The sequence below is a fragment of the Stenotrophomonas sp. TWI1183 genome (assembly GCF_039673115.1).
GTDB classification, from domain to species: Bacteria; Pseudomonadota; Gammaproteobacteria; order Xanthomonadales; family Xanthomonadaceae; genus Stenotrophomonas; species Stenotrophomonas maltophilia_AA.
This window is the reverse complement of record NZ_JBDJKZ010000004.1, coordinates 82,520-98,979: the sequence shown is the minus strand read 5'-3', so window position 1 is coordinate 98,979 and position 16,460 is coordinate 82,520. Positions and strand designations below refer to the sequence as shown.

Genomic DNA, 16,460 nt, shown 5'->3' with positions numbered 1-16,460 from the left:
GACGCGGCGGTGGAATCGCCTTGTGCGACAGCGACCGATGATCCGGATGGCGTCACAGCATTCCATCCGTACGCTGCACCGCGCATGCGTTGCCCTTGCCGCCGGCCAGGGCGCATCATCGCGTCATGAATGCTTCCTTTTCCCGCCGACGTCGCTACCTGCTGCCGGTGCTGATGTCCGCCACGACCGTGTTCGGCCTGGCATGCTGGGCGATCCTGGCGACCGAGCCCGGTTGCCTGGTCGCGCAGGGCCATTGGTCGTCCGGTGCGGGCAAGTGCCATACCCGCCTGTGCCTGCTGCAGGGCGACTGCGGCGAGATGGCCTCGCCGGCCGCGGCATGCGACAAGGTGCGGATCGGCGACAGCCGTGGCCGCGTGTATTTCCACTTGGGCGATCCCCTGCCCGGCGCGGGCGACGAAGCAGAGTGGCCCGAAGGCAAAGCCGACAACGGCATGATCCACGCACGCTTCAAGAACGAGCGCTTGGTCAGCCTGGCGTGCCCGGTTACGCCGTAGTGCGTGCCCGCTTCCATTGCAGCGGGCTCATGCCCATCTCGATCCGGAACATGTAGTTGAACGCCGACGCCGAGGCGTAGCCCAGCGCGTGTGCGATGACCGTCGGCGAACGCCCCTGCGCCAGCCACTCGATGGCGCGCAGCAGGCGCAGCCGCAACCGCCAGTCGCGCAGGCGCATGCCGGTCTCGCGTTCGAAGTGGCGTGCCAGGGTGCGTGGTGATGCCCCCAGCAGCCGCGCCCAGTCCTCCACGCTGCGGGTATCGGCAGGCTGCTCGTAGAGCGCCTGGCACCAGCGCTGCAGGCGGGCATCCTGCGGCCACGGCAGATGCCGGGCATGCTGCGGCTGGCGCGGCAGCTGCGCGGTGATCAGCGTGCACAAGGTGGCGTAATAGGTGCGGTCGTGATCGGGCACGGCGCGGTCGAGTTCGATGATCAACTCGCGCAGCAGCGGTGACACGCCCAGCACCACGCAGTGCGTCGGCATCCCCAGCGCCGGGTCGTCACCCACATACAGATTACGGAAGGCCGAGGTACTCAATGCACCGGTGTGATGCAGCGTACCGGTCGGCACCCACAGCGCCTGCTGCGGCGTGATCACGTGGCGGGCGTGTCCGGCACTGGCCTGGAGCACGCCCGTGCTGGCGTATACCAGCTGGTTCCAGGCGTGGACGTGCGGCGGAAACCGCTCGCCGGCGTCCAGCCGCTGGCTGCGTGCCACCACCGGCCATGGCAACCGGCGCAGCGGCGGCACGGGGACTTCACGCCAGCCCGGGGCAGTTCGCTCGATCGCGGCCATGTGACGCCTCATCGACATAAGCGGTCATTCTATCGAAAGACGCCGTCACTGCGTTCGCCGCACGATAGGGTTCTCCCCGCTGCCACCGACGCACATGTCCCCTGTCGCCCCGCCGCCCCGTCATGCCTGGCAGGTCATCGCTGCCGGCATCTGTGCCTTGGTGCTTACGGTGGGCCTGGCACGCTTCGCGTATACGCCCCTGCTTCCCGTGATGCGCGCCGACGCGGGACTGTCGGCAGCCGGGGGCGGCTGGCTGGCGACGTTCAACTATCTGGGCTACCTGGCCGGCACGTTGCTGGTCGCCCGGGTCGGTGACATGCAGCTGAAGTTCCGCTTCTACCGCATCGGCCTGGTGCTTGCGGTGGTCTCCACCGGCCTGATGGGCGCGACCGGCCAGATGGGCAGCTGGGGCGTGTTGCGCTTCGTGGCGGGCCTGTCCAGCACCGCCGGCCTGCTGCTCGCCTCGGGGCTGGTGCTCAACTGGCTGCTCGCCCACCAGCGACGCCCGCAGCTGGGCCTGCACTTCGCCGGCCTTGGGCTGGGAATCGCGGTCTCCGGGCTGGCGGCCGCGGTGATGGCCGACCAGCTGGCCTCCTCCCGACAATGGATGGCGCTGGGCGCAGTGGCGATCGTGTTCCTGGTCCCGGCCTGGGCCTGGATGCCGGCGCCGGTACCCATCTCCAACGCGACCGGTGCGGCCGCTCCTCCCGCGCCTGGCAGGCGTTGGCGCGGGCTGTTGATCGCATCGTATTTCTGCGCGGGGTTCGGCTTCGTGGTCAGCGCGACGTTCATCGTTGCCATCCTGGTGCAGACCCCTGCCTTCGCCGGTCGCGGCAGCTGGGTGTGGGTACTGGTCGGTATCACCGCGATTCCCTCGACGTTTGCCTGGGACCGGCTGGCGGCACGGTTGGGGCTGATTCGCGCGTTGATGCTCGCGTATGCACTGCAGGTGGTCTCGTTCGTGCTGCCCCTGCTCGACGATGGAATAGCGGCGGGCGCGGCCAGCGCGGTGTTGTTCGGCTTGACTTTCGCCGGCATCGTCAGCCTGACGTTGACCGTGGTCGGCCGCCACTATCCGCACAACCCGGCCAAGGCGATGGCGACGCTGACGCTGAGTTATGGCGTCGCCCAGATCATCGCCCCCGCGATCGCCGGCACGCTGGCGCGCGAGAGCGGCAGCTACCAAGGCGCCTTGGTGCTGGCGGCGACCATGATGGCGATCGGCATCGTGCTGTTGTGGTGCATGCCCGACGATGCAGGATCGACCGCGGCGTGATCGAGGGCAGCCGCGCCGCGCGGCCGCCTGAACCGATGTTCATGCGCTCGGGTGACGCGCCCTCACCCGCTGGATCAAGTACTTGGACGCCTGCGGACAAGGGCTCGGAAACAAATGTGAAATTTTTTTCGCGAAACGCTTGCCGAACCCTGCATACCTCCGTATTATTCGCGTCCTCGCCAGCGGCAACGCAGCGATGAAGTGGCCGGGTAGCTCAGTTGGTAGAGCAGGGGATTGAAAATCCCCGTGTCGGCGGTTCGATTCCGTCCCCGGCCACCACTTTTCAAAGGCTCGCAGCGATGCGGGCCTTTTTCTTTGAGCGTGTTGCACGGAATTTGCACGGATGGGTATGGAGCCACCTATCAGCTCACCCTCTATACTCAGCAAATCACAGACACGTCAGGATGACCTCCATGGCCGCAACCGGTATGGGTCTACTTTCAGAGGCGATCTCTCTCGCAGGCCGACTACGCGATATCAACAATACGATCGGCAACGCTGAGTTCAGCGGCTTGCTCGCTGAGCTACAGCTAGAGCTGGCAGAGGCGAAAGTTCGTATCGCTGATCTCGTTGTGGAAGGCTCAGAGCTGCGAGCACGGATCGCGATTTTGGAGGGAGCGGTCGCCGCGGTTGATCAGATGACCTTCGATGGGACTGTCTACCGCAAGGATGGAGACGAAAGCGGCTACTGCCCCGCCTGCTGGGACGCGAGCAAGCTTCAAATCCGTTTGACCGCATTACAAGGGCGTTTTGCACGGCTGGCAAAGTTCACTTGCCCGCATTGCAAGTCCGCTGTGGGCATAAGGCTTTAGAACGCGCCGCCAACAGAGCGCATTAGGCGATCTTTTCTCCCATCGCATAGACGAGCCGCCTGGCGACACCGTCAAACCGCGCGACCTCCATGCAGCACCAAGTCTTGCCATAGTTGGCGGCACCGATCTGCGAGCCCTCGGTGATGCTGTCGCCCATCAACAGCACACGGGCGGCGCGCGCAGTGGGGAACGGGTAGTCAGCAATCATCCGGACGCGGTGCAGGCCAGCATGTCTAGGAACGCCACGACGTTCACGCCGCCTGCTTGTTGGGGAGTGATGCGTGCCATGGTCATTCTCTGTCGGGCCCCCGCCCCGCCGCCGGCTGGGGGCAAGGGTTGATCCGGTCTGGAAAGCGAGCAAAGAAAAATCCCCGGCGGGAACCGGAGGCTTCTATGTCATCGTGAAGCACAATCTAGTCTAGCTAGTCTAGAGGTGCGCACCTGTCAAACAGTGGCGAGATAGCGGTGAGTGGACGAGAATTGGATCGACTGCCCTACCAAGGATTGTGGAAACGTGCGTACGCAGCCCGGACAGGAAGAAGCACCCGATGAAAGCGGAGCGACGACGCGGGTAGCGACAAAGGAGAAGGTTAAGCCTTGGGATGCTACTCGACGGCTAACTCAGACTGAGCAACAGAGTAGCGGTGTCGCCAAGATGATGGCCCACAGGCTTGACGAACTGGCAGACGTAGAGATGGACCTTAAGCAGTGCGAGGCCGATCTTCACAAGGAACAAGTGAAGACAGCTAAGCTTGAGTCTCAACTCACAGTGAAGATGAAAGGAGACATATTCTCCACAGCAGGCACCACCGTTGGTGGAGCCGGGGTTAGCTATGGCTTGACGCTATGGGGTACACAGCAAGACACTGCCCTCTTTCTAACCATCTTTTTCGCACTCATCTTTGGTGCCGGAATCTGGGCGAGGACACTGAAATGAGGGAGATTAGGTTCACTCAGTATGCCAATGCTGGAGAACTTGCGAAAGAACGTGTTGTCTTCCGAGCCTATGAAGATTTACTGATTGGTGACTACGCAGTTTTTGCATCTCCGATCAACAACAAGGGCGAAGTGCTGAGCGGCACACAGGCGGCATTTTGGTTCCCCGACGACGATATTTCCAACGGCGATCTTGTCGTTCTTTATACAAAGACAGGCACGGCAAAGCAAAAAGACCTTACGGCAGGACGCCGAGCTCATTTCTACTATTGGGGATTAAATGAACCCCAATGGGCGAGTGGCAAGAACAGCGCCGTGCTCGTTGAAGTGAGCGGTTGGGAGCACTCTCCCCCCCCCTCCTTTTCTGGCTTCGGGGAGACTGACGAGTGAAACTCACCACTATCCCTGACGCAGGTCGCTTACGCGACCTGCGCGAACCCTTCGAGCCTACCGCCTATCCGCTGGAATCCAAGTTCCACCATAGATAGGTACTGCCTGGCTGAAACAGGCCCAAGGGAATAGCGCGCTACTAACATGTTAGCCCTCTCGTACCGCTCGACTTTGCGCCGCCCCAGCCCGCAATGGTACGCGCGAAGGCAGCAAGCCATCACCGCATGGTCCCGCGCCATGCTTGATACGATGTCCTCGATCATGTGCGCGCGGCTGTCCGACTCCAGCGGCTTGTAACCCTGCGCCCTGCCGGGCATGTCCTCCTTGTGCTCGATCAGCACCTGCAGCACATTCTTCGACTGGTGGCCCAAGTAGTCGCCTTCCCGATGCAACACATACTCCCTGCCCCAGTGCTCACGTTCCGCGCGGACGTAGGCCCCAAAAGTATCAACCTGCATTGCCCCGCTGCTGTCGCTGTTGGGCGGTCTCTTCCGGCCCGCCCGTGATCCGCACCACCACCTGCCCGCACCCGGGCGGCGCTCGGTCTTCACGCCCGGGGGGCTCTTGAACCGCTTGTCGTCTATGCCCAGAGCCTGGGCGATCCCGTCCCGGTACCCGTTGCAGCGGCCGTGCATGTCGTCGTCGTCCGGCAGCCTCTTGCCCGGCGCCTGGTAGAAGTCCAGCCACAGGTGCAGGCGGCCCGCCGGCAGCCACACGTCACGCTGGCTGGCTTCGCCTGATCCGCGGCGACCTCCCAGCACCGAATGACGGAATATTCACAATTTCCGTCCTGCCTGTGCCTAAGCTCGCTGCGTCTTGTGTGGAGTGTCGAGAATGCGCCGCCGCTATCTGATCAGTGCCCTGCTCGCCCTCGCCGCCTCCGGGTCGGCCTGGGCCGCCGCGCCGGTGACCTCGGTGGAGGCGCTGGACATGGACCGCTATGCCGGCCAGTGGCATGAAATCGCACACCTGCCGGTCTCGTTCCAGAAGAAGTGCGTCGGCGACATCACCGCCACCTACAGCCTGCGTGCCGATGGACGGATCAGCGTGCACAACGCCTGCCGCGTGGCCGATGGCGACCGCGTGGCCGCCGATGGCGTGGCGCGCCCGGTCGAGGGCCACCCTGGGCAATTGCAGGTGCGCTTCGTGCCGGACTGGCTGTCCTGGGTACCGCTGGTCTGGGCCGACTACTGGGTGATCGCACTGGACCCGGAGTACCAATGGGCGGTGGTCGGCGAGCCGGACCGCAAGTACCTGTGGATCCTGTCGCGCTCGCCGAGCATGGACACCGCCCTGTTCGGGCAGCTCAAGGCCCGCGCCGAGGCGATGGGCTATGACCTCGCCCCGCTGCGGGTGATGGCGCCGCTGGACTGACCCGCCCACGCCGCCCGGCGGCCTGCCGGGCGCGCGCCCAAGACTAAAAGCACGTGGCGTCCTCCTCCCGGTGCCCTACCCTTGCGTCACGCTGCCACAGGCAGCGCGAACACCATACGCCGTAGTATGCTCATACCCATGCAACACCCGCCTGAGGATTGCGCCATGTCCCACCGCTTCCGTCCCCGCCTCGCCCTCGCCCTGATCGTCATCGCCTCGCTGGCCCTGACCGCCTGCAACAAGACGGTCAAACGCGTTTCCGAGCCGGCCGCCAGCGTGCAGGAGTTGACGGTGCGTGCCGATGGCAGCTGGACGGTCGCGCTGCGCCTGCAGAACTTCAGCTCGATGCCGATGACCTTCGACACCGTCTCGCTCCAGCTCACGGTCAGCGACCAGGACGCCGGCCAGCTGCAGCTGCAGCCGGCCCTGTCGATCGGCGGGGTGTCGGCCGATGTGGTCAACGTGGAGCTCAAGCCAAGCTCGGGCGCACGCCTGGTGATGGCCGATGCACTCGCCGGCAACCGCACCCTGGGGTATTCGCTGAAGGGGTCGGTGAGCGCCACCCCGCAGGAAAAGAAGCAACGCACCTTCGAGATTGACAGCCGCAGCACGCTCAACCAGGCCCCCGGCCTGCCCGGCGTCCTGCGCTGACCGGCGGCTTTCCGCCTTCCTTCGCCACTGATCGAGACCGTACCCGATGAGCAGCTACACCGCCCCGCTTTCCGATATCCGTTTCGCCCTGCATGACGTGCTGAAGGTCGAGCCGCTGTTCGCGCGCCTCGGCCTGACCGATGCCACCGCCGATGTGGTCGATGCCGTGCTGGAAGAAGCCGGCCGCTTCAGTACCAGCGTGCTGGCACCGTTGAACAGCGTGGGCGACGAGATCGGCTGCGTGCTCGACCAGGCCACCGGCGAGGTCACCACCCCGCCCGGCTTCAAGCAGGCCTACACGCAGTTCGTCGACGGCGGCTGGACCGGCCTGACCGCTGCGCCGGAGCTGGGTGGCCAGGGCCTGCCGCATACGCTGGGCGTGCCGCTCAACGAAATGATCAACGCCGCCAACCTGGCCTGGGGCAACTTCCCGCTGCTCTCGCACGGCGCGATCGAAGCGCTCAAGCAGCACGGCGAGGCGTGGCAGCAGGATGCCTTCCTCAAGCCGCTGATCGAAGGCCGCTGGACCGGCACCATGTGCCTGACCGAACCGCATTGCGGTACCGACCTCGGCCTGCTCAAGACCAAGGCCGAGCCGAACGCGGACGGCAGCTACGCCATCACCGGCACCAAGATCTTCATCACCGCCGGTGAGCACGACCTCACCGACAACATCGTGCACCTGGTGCTGGCCAAGCTGCCCGACGCCCCCGCCGGTGCCAAGGGCATCTCGCTGTTCGTCACCCCCAAGTTCAAGGTCGACCGCGAGGGCAAGGTCGGCGAGCGCAACGCGCTGCGCTGCGGCTCGATCGAACACAAGATGGGCATCAAGGGCTCGGTCACCTGCGTGATGAACTTCGACGGTGCCGAAGGCTACCTGGTCGGTCAGCCGCACAAGGGCCTGCAGGCAATGTTCACCATGATGAACACCGCACGCCTGGGGGTTGGCCTGCAGGGCATCGGCCTGTCCGAGCGTGCCTACCAGAACGCGCTCAAGTACGCCCGCGAGCGCCTGCAGTCGCGCTCGCTGAGCGGCCCGAAGAACCCGGAAAAGCCGGCCGATCCGATCCTGGTCCACCCGGACGTGCGGCGCATGCTGCTGACCATCAAATCGCTGGTCGAAGGCAGCCGCCTGCTCGCGCTGCACGCGGCCACCCTGATCGACATCGCCCACCATGCCGACGATGCCGGCGAGCGTGAGCGCGCCGATACGCTGGTGAGCTTCCTGACCCCGATCTCCAAGGCCTGCCAGACCGAATGGGGCATCGAGAACACCTACAACGCGCTGCAGTGCTTCGGTGGCCACGGCTACATCCGCGAGCACGGCATGGAGCAGCTGGCCCGCGATGCGCGCATCACCACGCTGTACGAAGGCACCACCGGCATCCAGGCGCTGGACCTGATCGGCCGCAAGACCGCGTCCAGCCAGGGCGCCGGACTGAAGCTGATGCTCGCCGAGATCGAGGCCTTCGCCAAGGCCAATGAAGGCAACGAGGCGCTGGCCGAGTTCATCGCGCCGCTGCGCGCCAAGGCCGACGAATGGGGCAAGCTGACCATGGCAACGCTGCAGCGCGCGGCCGGCAACCCCGATGAGCTCGGCGCGGCCAGCTTCGATTACCTGTTCTACTCGGGCTATGTGGTGCTGGCCTACTGGTGGGCGCGCAGCGTCGCCGCCGCCGATGCCTCCGCGCAGAGCGCGGCGTTCAAGCAGGCCAAGCGCGAAACCGCCCGGTTCTACTTCGCCCGCGTGCTGCCGCGCACGCTCAGCCACGCCGCCGCGATCCAGGCCGGCGCCGAGCCGCTGATGGCGATGACCGACGCGCACTTCGGCGAAGGTTGATCGGTCGCCAGACCACCGACCAACGGTCGGTGGCTACCGGTCGATCAACCCGGGTAGGTGCCGACCGTTGGTCGGCACCCCGATACACCTTCTGGAGAAACGCCCCCTTGATGTTCACGGGGGCGCGCCGACAGGCACGGGGCTTAGGTGGAATGCCTGTCCGAATCGTTACGAATCGGGTAGGGGCGCAAGCCCCTATACCCAATTCGTAACGATTCGGGTATAAGCTGTTTTCCCGATGGAGACAGACACTACACGCTTGGGTCTGATCGATACCGGAGCCTCGTCAGCCCCGGTCGCCGAGGTGTCGCCGATCGTTACGCTGCATCGGCCCGGCTCGGTACGGTTATTGGCCCTGGACGCCCACGGGCGCGTGCTCGACTGGATCAATTGGCAGGATGCTTCCTGCCTCTACGCGCGCGGCGCGGTGGCCTGGACCCTCGGCGACCCCTGCCTGCACATCCATGGCGGCATCTGCCGCACCACCGGCCTGCAGAGCGGCCTGGACCTGCACCCGATCATCGCCGCCCGCGGCCACGCCCGCTCCCGCGCGATCGATCCCACCCCGAACCTGTCCAATCCCGCGCTGTTCGCGCGCGATTCGCACCTGTGCCTGTACTGCGGGCAACAGTTCAATCGCCCCCAGCTGACCCGCGACCACGTCATGCCGATCTCCAAGGGCGGCCTGGACGTGTGGGAGAACGTGGTCAGCGCGTGCTTCCACTGCAATTCGCGCAAGAGCAACCGAACCCCGCAGCAGGCCAGCATGCCCTTGCTCGCGGTGCCCTACCGGCCGAGCTGGATCGAACACATGATCCTGTCCAACCGCAACATCCTGGCCGATCAGATGGCGTTCCTGAAGGCGCAGCTTCCCAAGCGTTCCAAGCTCTCCGCCTGAGCGCGCTGCGACGTTCTGTCGCAGCCACCGTCACCGTTTACTCACTGAAAAGGCGGTTTGCTTGCCCCACCCCCATTTGGGGGGGAAAATAGGCGCTCAGAAGAAGCGCGATAAACATGATCGACTCCGCCCGCTATCCCCGCCTTGCGCGCATCCAGTCACCGGATGACCTGCGCAGGTTCGATGAATCCGAACTGCCCGCGATCGCGGATGAACTGCGTGCCTACCTGATTGAATCGGTGGGCAAGAGCGGCGGCCATTTCGGCGCCGGCCTGGGCGTGATCGAACTGACCGTTGCCCTGCACTACCTGTATCAGACACCGGTCGATCAGCTCGTCTGGGATGTCGGTCATCAGACCTACCCGCACAAGATCCTGACCGGCCGCCGCGACGAGATCCACACGGTCAAGCAGAAGGACGGCGTCGCGCCGTTCCCGAAGCGCGAGGAAAGCGAGTACGACACCTTCGGCGTCGGCCATTCCTCCACCTCGATCTCGGCCGCGCTCGGCATGGCGATCGCACGCCAGGCCGAAGGTGATGACCGCAAGGTCGTGGCCGTGATCGGCGACGGCGCGATGACCGCCGGCATGGCGTATGAAGCGCTCAACCACGCCGGCGGCATGGACAGCGAGCCGAACCTGCTGGTGATCCTCAACGACAACAACATGTCGATCTCCGAGGCGGTCGGCGGGCTGACCAAGATGCTCGGCCGCGCCACCGGCAGCCGCACGCTCAATGCGCTGCGCGAAGGTGGCAAGAAGATCCTCGGCGACAAGAAGCACAACCCGACCGCGCGCTTCGTCAAGCGCTGGGAAGAGCACTGGAAAGGCATGTTCGTGCCCTCCACGTTCTTCGAGGAAATGGGCTTCCATTACACCGGTCCGATCGACGGCCATGACGTGCCGGCGCTGGTCGCCACGCTGAAGACGCTCAAGAGCCTGAAGGGCCTGAAGCTGCTGCACGTGATGACCACCAAGGGCAAGGGTTACGAGCGCGCCGAGGGCGACCAGATCGGTTATCACGCCGTGGGCCCGTTCGATCCGGACAAGGGCCTGGTCTCCAAGGGCGGGGCCAAGAAGCCGACCTATACCGATGTCTTCAGTGACTGGCTGTGCGATGCCGCGGCCGCCGAGCCGAAGCTGATGGGGATCACCCCGGCGATGCGCGAAGGCTCGGGCCTGGTGCGCTTCAGCAAGGAATTCCCGGAGCGCTATTTCGACGTGGCCATCGCCGAGCAGCACGCGGTGACCCTGGCCGCGGGCATGGCCACCCAGGGCGCCAAGCCGGTGGTGGCGATCTATTCGACCTTCCTGCAGCGCGCGTATGACCAGCTGGTCCACGACGTGGCCGTGCAGGAGCTGGATGTGCTGTTCGCGATCGACCGCGCCGGCGTGGTCGGCCCGGACGGCGCGACCCATGCCGGCAACCTGGACCTGAGCTTCCTGCGCTGCGTGCCGCACATGGTGGTGATGGCGCCGTCCGACGAGGCCGAGTGCCGCCAGATGCTGACCACCGGCCTGCGCTACGCCGGCCCGGCCGCCGTGCGCTATCCGCGCGGCAGTGGCACCGGTATCGCTGCCGGCACGGACCTGTCCACGCTGGAGATCGGCAAGGCCGACCTGCGTCTGCAGGGCAGCCGCATCGCCCTGCTCGCCTTTGGCAGCACCGTGAGCGCCGCCGAACAGGTGGGTCGCGAGCTGGGCCTGACCGTGGTCAACATGCGCTTCATCAAGCCGTTGGACCGCGCCCTGCTGCTGGAACTGGCGCAGCGCCACGAAGGCTTCGTGACCATCGAGGACAACGTGGTCGCCGGCGGTGCCGGCTCCGGTGTGGCCGAGCTGCTCAACGCCGAAGACGTGCTCAGGCCGTTCCTGCACCTGGGCCTGCCGGACAGCTTCCAGCACCATGCCAGCCGCGAAGACCTGCTGGCCGAGGCCGGCATCGATGCCGCCGGCATCCGCCAGGCCGTGCTCAAGCGCTGGCCGATGCTGGTCAAGAGCGGCCAGCCGCTCAGCGCAACAGGCTGAAGCGCCCCCTCACCCAGGGGTGGGCATTTCCCCAGCAACAACGAGGCCGCGTCGATTCGACGCGGCCTCGTTTGTTTGAGCGTGCATGGAGCGCTGATGGGGCGCTCAGGCGCCGTACGCCGGTACTCAGTAGATCTGGAACTGGGCGCGGCAGCCGCCGTCCACCCACACGCCCGTCCGGTCCCAGCCCCACGTACGGCCTTCGATACAGGCGTTGCGTGAGGTCTGGCGGATCAGGCGCGCCTCGCGCCGGACATTGGCCACGCAGCGCTGACGGCGATGGTCGTTGGAATCGCAGGTCAGGATCTGCCCCCGGCCGCTGTTGCCGCCGCCGTTGTGCCCCCAGCCGTTACCGCCGCCATTCCAGCGGCCGCCACCGCGGCCACCTTCGGCGATGAACTCGGCCCGGCAGCCCTGCGTCACCCATACGCCGCCGCGTGCCTGGCCCCAGGTCTGGCCTTCGACACAGGGCGAGCCGGAGATCTGCCGCACCAGCCGTGCACGACCGGGCAGCGCACACTGCTGGGTGCGGTTCTTGATGGATTCGCAGCGCACCGGGCCGCCGTTGTAGCCGTCGTCGTAATAGCGGTCGTAGTTCTGCGCCTGGGCGGCGCCAGCAAGCGCCATCAGTGCCGGCACCACGGCCCAGCGCAATCGTCTGGCCGCCGGGGAGGGGCTGTTGTTCGACATGGGAACCTCGTTACGTGTTGGGGGAGGCGCACAGGATCGGTGATCGTCCTGCGCGGCGACATAGGCCAGAAGTCGCTGATTTCATCCCCTATTTAGGTACCCGACGCGAGGCTGACTGGATGGCCGGTGGGCGGTCACACCCGGCCCACAGCCGCCGCTGGCCGGCTCAGCCGTAGCGGACCGCGTCCACGTAGGTTTCCAGCACCTGCACGCGGACCGCGCTGCTGTGACCGGTCTCGGCGTAGTGCTCGCGCGCCAGCGCATCGGCGAAATCGAAGGCGATGGCGCCGCTGCGGAAGGCGATCGGCGCGGATTTGGCCGGGTGCACGACGTGCCAGCGGCGTTCGATGTGTTGCAGTTTGATCACCATGTGGATCGTTCCTTTGCGGCATGTCAGGGCGGGAAGCTCACGACGGGAGGGATCCTTCCCTCGCCAGGAACGATAGAGCAGGCCGCAGCCTGCCGGTATCGGATTAGTCTGATTCTGCTCAGCCGTCGGTGCCGAGGAACTGGAACGGTTCGGACGGCTGGAACCGGGGCAGCGCGTCGCCGGCGAATACATTGCGCTGGTCCGGGCCCAGATCGAGTTTCAGCACCGGTGCACCGCGCGAGAAGTCCGCCTTGTTGAGGTCCACCCAGAAGGTATTGGGCGTCATCGCCGATTCGAAGAAATACAGCCTGCGCTTGTGGTCGGCCACGGTCCGCCAGCGCGTGGAAGAGATGTTCGGTTCACCCGGCGTGGTGATCCCATAGGGCACGGAGACGTTGCGGATCACGCTGAAGACACTGGCCAGCGCCACCACCGGGTCTTCGCTTTTGGGAATGGCGTTGATGTAGAACTTCGCGCGCGCGAAACGATCGGCCGAGCGGTTCGTGCCGGGCAACATGACGGTGCCGCCGATGTCCTGCCAGTACGCGTTGAGCGCCAGCTGCTGATCGAACACCGGCGAGTTGGTCATGACCTGGTAGGCACGGTCGTGGTGGATCACCTGCCTGCCGTGGATGTATTCCACGATGGCACTGTCGCCGCTGGCATCGGACAGCGACAGGTGCAGCGTGGCCAGCCGCGACTCGCCCGGCACCTTGTCGGTCACGATCGAAAACGGTTCGCGTTCGAGCGCGGCGACGGCCTCGGCGACGGTAGCGAAATTGTCGAGCACATACTGCGCCCACAACGAAATCGCCAGCCCTGGCCTGCTGCTGCGCTGCTGCGGGTATTCGGATTCGGCGAGCCACAACAGGTTGGCCGACAGCCCGGCTTCGTTGAGGCCATCGGTGGTGGAGATGTCATAGCCGGTGGCGACCACGCTGCCGTAGCGCGAGCTCCAGCGGATCGAACGCGGGCCGGCCTGACCGTCGCGGGCGATGCCTTTCGGCAGCACCCACAGGTTGGTGGCGACGTCGCTCTTCCAGTCCATCGAGCGGGCGGTGATGACGTCCTGGTTGTCGCCCAGGTAGACCACGCGCGTGCAGGCATCGGCCTGGGCGGAGACACAGGTAAGCGCCGCAGCGAGTGCGATGTGACGCAGCGAAAACAGTGTTTTCATGACGTGCCTCCTGGCAGTGGCGCTGACAACCTGGCGTCAAACCTGATACCGGCGATGTCCACACAGGCGGGTCGCACGCATCCTGCTTCAACGCATCATCGCGTTCCGCGGTGCTCGTCACGGACTACAACGCAGCATCGGCAGAATCGTCGAGCGTCATATCAGCCCACGCCCGGTGATGGAGGAGTGAACCCTGCATCCTGCCGCCTACTGTGCTGCGCCGCCGGCCGGGCCGGCGAAACGCTGACCAACGCGGGATCAACCGTCCTTGTTCTTGCCGCCGAAATCGAGCGGCTTGCTGTCGCCGCCACGATCGTCGTTGAACCGGATGTTCAACTCATTGCAGCGGCTTTCACGGCGGGCGACCTGCGCCGGCAGGTCCTTCACCTGCGGCGAATCCTCGCACTGCGGGCGCGAAGCGACGTCGTCATAGGTGGCACACCCGGACAGGCCCAGCAGGGACAGGGCGGATACCGCGATCACAGGGAACAGCGAACGTACGCGCATCGAACCGGCACCTGAAAGGGGGACGCGCCTGTTGTCCCACGATGCCCGGGCCGGATCACCTGCCATTGGTCATGCCGGGGCCAGCCCCGGTTGCGGCCGCGGATCCACCGGCAGCACGACCCGGAACCGCGCACCGCCACCGGGCGCGCCATCCACGGCGATGGTCCCGGCATGGCGCAGCACGATTTCCCGGGCCAGATGCAGGCCAAGGCCGCTGCCGCTGCCACTGGGCCGCAAGCGATGGAACGGCTCGAACACGGACAGCCGCTCGGCCTCCGGTACGCCCGGGCCCTCATCGCTGACCGACAGGCAGCCGTCGTCGTGCAGCGCCACCGCGATCATGCCCCGCCCGCCGCCGTGGGCAATGGCGTTCTGCAGCAGGCTGGCGATCACCCGGTGCAGCGCATGCGGGTCGCCGCGCACCCAGATCGGCTGCTCCGGGGCATCCACCGAGAACCCGTAGCCGGCATCCACCACCAGCGGCGCCACATCGGCGGCCACGTCGCGGGTGAGCGCGGACAGGTCGATGCGCTGGGACTGGCTGCCATGCCGGTCCAGCCGCTGCAGATCCAGCAGCTGCTCGGCAATGTTGCTCAGGCGGCTCAGGTCCAGCTGCAGGCGCGAACGCGCATCGCCCGGCGGCAGGTCGGCCAGGCGCGTGGCAAGGATCGCGATCGGCATGCGCAGTTCATGCGCCGCACCGGCCAGGAAGCGGTCCTGCGCGTCGTAGCTTTCACCGATGCGGCGGACGGCCGCGTTGAAGGCGTCCACCAGCGGGTAGATTTCCAGCGGTACCGCGCGGGTATCCAGGCCGCTGCCACGCTCGTTGACCTGGATCGCGGCCGCCTGCGCGGCCACACGGTTGACCCCGCGCAGCGCGCGATGGATCACCCACGGTGCCACCACCAGGGTGATCACCAGCACCGGCAGCGCGATCCAGCCGCCCAGATAGCGGAAGATCAACAGCAGCTGGCGCACGATGCTGCGCTCGGGAATGCCCCCCACCGCCACGTGCAGTCGCCCTTCCGGCCGATCGGCGACCACCACGCGCACGGCGAGCGCATCGGCATTGATGCGGGTACGGATGTCGGTCTGCTCGATCTGATCCAGCCGTGCCACCAACTGGCGGTACTGCACGGGAACATCGCCATGCACCAGGCGTCGGCCATGCTCATCGGCGGCGGCGAACCAGAAGGTCGCCGGCGGCCGTGGTACCACTGCCGCGACCTTCGGCAGATCTGCTTCCAGTCCCCGGGGACCCAGGCTGATCGCCGAGGCGATCTGGTCGCTGGTTTTCCAGTCGATGTAGGCCGAGCGGCGATCGCCGTAGGTCAGCACCATCGCACTCAATGCCAGCGCGATCGTGGCGGCCTGGATGAGGCAGACCTTCCACACCAGGTTGAACGCCAGGGAATCGGGCTTGAGCAATCTCACGGCGTGTCCTTGAGCAGATAACCAATCCCGCGCATGACGTGGATCTCCACGCCCGCATCCGCTTCCAGCAGCGCCTTGCGCAGCTTGGAGACATGCGCGTCCAGCGCGTTGGACTGGATCGCGTCGTCGAACCCGTACACGGCCTCCAGCAACGAGGCGCGCCCCACCGTGCGCCCCTGGCGCAGCGCCAGTGCTTCCAGCACCAGCAGCTGCCGTCGCGGCAGCGCCAGCAGCACCTCGGACACGCGCGCCTCGCGCGAGACGAAATCGAACTGCAGCCGGCCCAGCGACAACACCGGCAAGGTGATCTGCGAGGGCCGCCGCGAGATCGCGCGGATCCGCGCGAGCAGCTCTTCGACGGCGAACGGCTTGGTCAGGTAATCGTCCGCGCCGACGTCCAGCCCGGTGACCCGGTCGGCCACCGACGCACGCGCGGTCAGCATGATCACCGGCAGGTTCGGCACGTGCTCGCGCGCGATCCGGACGAAGCTGGCGCCATCGCCATCAGGCAGCTGCCGGTCCAGCAGCAGGATCTGGTGGACGCCGGCCTTGAGCGCTTCATCGGCCTGCGCCATCGTGCCGACCACGTCGACCACCATGCCGTGGCGCGCCAGGCTGACCTGGATCGCGCTGGCCATTTCCGGATCATCCTCCAGGAGAAGAAGGCGCATGGGAGCGGTGCCTGCGGGTACGAAGGAGGCGATGGTACCGCGCAGCCGGACGTAACGTTCCGACAATGTAGGGCGCCCACCATGACACTCCGGTTG

The 16,460-nt window shown here is 66.0% G+C and carries 19 protein-coding genes, 1 tRNA gene and 1 pseudogene; 11 read left to right on the top strand and 10 right to left on the bottom strand.

Annotated features, from left to right (window positions below):
- Positions 1–125 precede the first annotated feature (125 nt).
- Positions 126–515, top strand: coding sequence for a hypothetical protein (locus tag ABE434_RS05715; protein ID WP_346478139.1), 390 nt, complete (start codon positions 126–128; stop codon positions 513–515).
- Here the strand turns inward: ABE434_RS05715 and ABE434_RS05710 are convergent.
- Complete coding sequence (locus tag ABE434_RS05710; protein ID WP_346478138.1) at positions 505–1,311, bottom strand: helix-turn-helix transcriptional regulator; 807 nt, start codon at positions 1,309–1,311, stop codon at positions 505–507. The genes ABE434_RS05715 and ABE434_RS05710 overlap by 11 nt on opposite strands.
- A 94-nt stretch (positions 1,312–1,405) precedes the next feature.
- Here ABE434_RS05710 and ABE434_RS05705 point away from each other — a divergent pair, with 94 nt between their 5' ends.
- The 3 genes from ABE434_RS05705 to ABE434_RS05695 all read left to right on the top strand — a co-directional run bounded on the left by ABE434_RS05705 (position 1,406) and on the right by ABE434_RS05695 (position 3,399).
- Positions 1,406–2,587, top strand: coding sequence for a YbfB/YjiJ family MFS transporter (locus ABE434_RS05705; RefSeq protein WP_346478137.1), 1,182 nt, complete (start codon positions 1,406–1,408; stop codon positions 2,585–2,587).
- Positions 2,588–2,790: 203 nt separating this feature from the next.
- Positions 2,791–2,866: transfer RNA gene (locus ABE434_RS05700), tRNA-Phe, on the top strand.
- A gap of 134 nt (positions 2,867–3,000) precedes the next feature.
- Positions 3,001–3,399: a hypothetical protein gene (locus ABE434_RS05695; protein ID WP_346478136.1), complete on the top strand. Its 399-nt coding sequence runs from the start codon at positions 3,001–3,003 to the stop codon at positions 3,397–3,399.
- Positions 3,400–3,421: 22 nt separating this feature from the next.
- On the opposite strand, the gene ABE434_RS05690 is transcribed toward ABE434_RS05695, so the two are convergent.
- The gene (locus ABE434_RS05690) at positions 3,422–3,607 is read right to left on the bottom strand and encodes a hypothetical protein (protein ID WP_346478135.1); all 186 of its coding nucleotides are present in this window, start codon (positions 3,605–3,607) and stop codon (positions 3,422–3,424) included.
- A gap of 306 nt (positions 3,608–3,913) precedes the next feature.
- Between ABE434_RS05690 and ABE434_RS05685 the strand changes: the two genes are divergently transcribed.
- Positions 3,914–4,336: a hypothetical protein gene (locus ABE434_RS05685; RefSeq protein WP_346478134.1), complete on the top strand. Its 423-nt coding sequence runs from the start codon at positions 3,914–3,916 to the stop codon at positions 4,334–4,336.
- A complete protein-coding gene (locus tag ABE434_RS05680; RefSeq protein WP_346478133.1) occupies positions 4,333–4,725 on the top strand; it encodes a hypothetical protein in 393 nt (130 codons plus the stop codon). The genes ABE434_RS05685 and ABE434_RS05680 overlap by 4 nt, the downstream gene beginning before the upstream one ends.
- Before the next feature lie 29 nt (positions 4,726–4,754).
- Here the strand turns inward: ABE434_RS05680 and ABE434_RS05675 are convergent, their stop codons facing one another.
- Positions 4,755–5,183 (bottom strand): hypothetical protein, encoded by a 429-nt coding sequence (locus ABE434_RS05675; RefSeq protein ID WP_346478132.1) that lies wholly within the window; start codon positions 5,181–5,183, stop codon positions 4,755–4,757.
- Positions 5,173–5,435: pseudogene (locus ABE434_RS05670) on the bottom strand (hypothetical protein); the annotation flags it as partial. The gene ABE434_RS05675 and the pseudogene ABE434_RS05670, both read right to left, overlap by 11 nt.
- A gap of 124 nt (positions 5,436–5,559) precedes the next feature.
- Between ABE434_RS05670 and ABE434_RS05665 the strand changes: the two are divergent.
- The 5 genes from ABE434_RS05665 to dxs all read left to right on the top strand — a co-directional run bounded on the left by ABE434_RS05665 (position 5,560) and on the right by dxs (position 11,515).
- Positions 5,560–6,099 carry a lipocalin family protein gene (locus tag ABE434_RS05665; protein WP_346478131.1) on the top strand — a complete coding sequence of 180 codons (540 nt, stop codon included), beginning with the start codon at positions 5,560–5,562 and terminating at the stop codon, positions 6,097–6,099.
- A 165-nt stretch (positions 6,100–6,264) separates the two neighbouring features.
- Positions 6,265–6,750 (top strand): LEA type 2 family protein, encoded by a 486-nt coding sequence (locus ABE434_RS05660; protein ID WP_346478130.1) that lies wholly within the window; start codon positions 6,265–6,267, stop codon positions 6,748–6,750.
- A gap of 46 nt (positions 6,751–6,796) precedes the next feature.
- Positions 6,797–8,590 carry an acyl-CoA dehydrogenase C-terminal domain-containing protein gene (locus ABE434_RS05655; protein WP_179458429.1) on the top strand — a complete coding sequence of 598 codons (1,794 nt, stop codon included), beginning with the start codon at positions 6,797–6,799 and terminating at the stop codon, positions 8,588–8,590.
- A 238-nt stretch (positions 8,591–8,828) separates the two neighbouring features.
- Positions 8,829–9,488, top strand: a complete 660-nt coding sequence (locus ABE434_RS05650) for an HNH endonuclease (RefSeq protein WP_176989371.1) — start codon at positions 8,829–8,831, stop codon at positions 9,486–9,488.
- A 116-nt stretch (positions 9,489–9,604) separates the two neighbouring features.
- Positions 9,605–11,515 carry a 1-deoxy-D-xylulose-5-phosphate synthase gene (gene dxs / locus ABE434_RS05645; protein WP_176989370.1) on the top strand — a complete coding sequence of 637 codons (1,911 nt, stop codon included), beginning with the start codon at positions 9,605–9,607 and terminating at the stop codon, positions 11,513–11,515.
- A 126-nt stretch (positions 11,516–11,641) separates the two neighbouring features.
- Here dxs and ABE434_RS05640 read toward each other — a convergent pair whose 3' ends face one another.
- The 6 genes from ABE434_RS05640 to ABE434_RS05615 all read right to left on the bottom strand — a co-directional run bounded on the left by ABE434_RS05640 (position 11,642) and on the right by ABE434_RS05615 (position 16,364).
- Complete coding sequence (locus tag ABE434_RS05640; protein WP_346478129.1) at positions 11,642–12,205, bottom strand: DUF3011 domain-containing protein; 564 nt, start codon at positions 12,203–12,205, stop codon at positions 11,642–11,644.
- A 166-nt stretch (positions 12,206–12,371) separates the two neighbouring features.
- Positions 12,372–12,575 carry a hypothetical protein gene (locus tag ABE434_RS05635; protein WP_176989368.1) on the bottom strand — a complete coding sequence of 68 codons (204 nt, stop codon included), beginning with the start codon at positions 12,573–12,575 and terminating at the stop codon, positions 12,372–12,374.
- A gap of 118 nt (positions 12,576–12,693) precedes the next feature.
- Complete coding sequence (locus ABE434_RS05630; protein WP_346478128.1) at positions 12,694–13,752, bottom strand: linear amide C-N hydrolase; 1,059 nt, start codon at positions 13,750–13,752, stop codon at positions 12,694–12,696.
- Between the two features lie 258 nt (positions 13,753–14,010).
- Positions 14,011–14,259: a hypothetical protein gene (locus tag ABE434_RS05625; RefSeq protein ID WP_176989366.1), complete on the bottom strand. Its 249-nt coding sequence runs from the start codon at positions 14,257–14,259 to the stop codon at positions 14,011–14,013.
- A 69-nt stretch (positions 14,260–14,328) separates the two neighbouring features.
- A complete protein-coding gene (locus ABE434_RS05620) occupies positions 14,329–15,693 on the bottom strand; it encodes a HAMP domain-containing sensor histidine kinase (protein WP_346478127.1) in 1,365 nt (454 codons plus the stop codon).
- Positions 15,690–16,364 (bottom strand): response regulator transcription factor, encoded by a 675-nt coding sequence (locus ABE434_RS05615; RefSeq protein WP_179458421.1) that lies wholly within the window; start codon positions 16,362–16,364, stop codon positions 15,690–15,692. Before ABE434_RS05615 ends, ABE434_RS05620 begins: the two co-directional genes overlap by 4 nt.
- Positions 16,365–16,460: the final 96 nt, after the last annotated feature.

Bases quoted from the DNA above. Each gene is read 5' to 3' on its own strand.
- ABE434_RS05630 (WP_346478128.1), bottom strand. From the start codon at position 13,752: ATGAAAACACTGTTTTCGCTGCGTCACATCGCACTCGCTGCGGCGCTT.
- ABE434_RS05655 (WP_179458429.1), top strand. From the start codon at position 6,797: ATGAGCAGCTACACCGCCCCGCTTTCCGATATCCGTTTCGCCCTGCAT.
- ABE434_RS05650 (WP_176989371.1), top strand. From the start codon at position 8,829: ATGGAGACAGACACTACACGCTTGGGTCTGATCGATACCGGAGCCTCG.
- ABE434_RS05625 (WP_176989366.1), bottom strand. From the start codon at position 14,259: ATGCGCGTACGTTCGCTGTTCCCTGTGATCGCGGTATCCGCCCTGTCC.
- ABE434_RS05675 (WP_346478132.1), bottom strand. From the start codon at position 5,183: ATGCAGGTTGATACTTTTGGGGCCTACGTCCGCGCGGAACGTGAGCAC.
- dxs (WP_176989370.1), top strand. From the start codon at position 9,605: ATGATCGACTCCGCCCGCTATCCCCGCCTTGCGCGCATCCAGTCACCG.
- ABE434_RS05680 (WP_346478133.1), top strand. From the start codon at position 4,333: ATGAGGGAGATTAGGTTCACTCAGTATGCCAATGCTGGAGAACTTGCG.
- ABE434_RS05640 (WP_346478129.1), bottom strand. From the start codon at position 12,205: ATGTCGAACAACAGCCCCTCCCCGGCGGCCAGACGATTGCGCTGGGCC.
- ABE434_RS05705 (WP_346478137.1), top strand. From the start codon at position 1,406: ATGTCCCCTGTCGCCCCGCCGCCCCGTCATGCCTGGCAGGTCATCGCT.
- ABE434_RS05615 (WP_179458421.1), bottom strand. From the start codon at position 16,364: ATGCGCCTTCTTCTCCTGGAGGATGATCCGGAAATGGCCAGCGCGATC.
- ABE434_RS05710 (WP_346478138.1), bottom strand. From the start codon at position 1,311: ATGGCCGCGATCGAGCGAACTGCCCCGGGCTGGCGTGAAGTCCCCGTG.
- ABE434_RS05715 (WP_346478139.1), top strand. From the start codon at position 126: ATGAATGCTTCCTTTTCCCGCCGACGTCGCTACCTGCTGCCGGTGCTG.
- ABE434_RS05665 (WP_346478131.1), top strand. From the start codon at position 5,560: ATGCGCCGCCGCTATCTGATCAGTGCCCTGCTCGCCCTCGCCGCCTCC.
- ABE434_RS05695 (WP_346478136.1), top strand. From the start codon at position 3,001: ATGGCCGCAACCGGTATGGGTCTACTTTCAGAGGCGATCTCTCTCGCA.
- ABE434_RS05660 (WP_346478130.1), top strand. From the start codon at position 6,265: ATGTCCCACCGCTTCCGTCCCCGCCTCGCCCTCGCCCTGATCGTCATC.
- ABE434_RS05690 (WP_346478135.1), bottom strand. From the start codon at position 3,607: ATGATTGCTGACTACCCGTTCCCCACTGCGCGCGCCGCCCGTGTGCTG.
- ABE434_RS05635 (WP_176989368.1), bottom strand. From the start codon at position 12,575: ATGGTGATCAAACTGCAACACATCGAACGCCGCTGGCACGTCGTGCAC.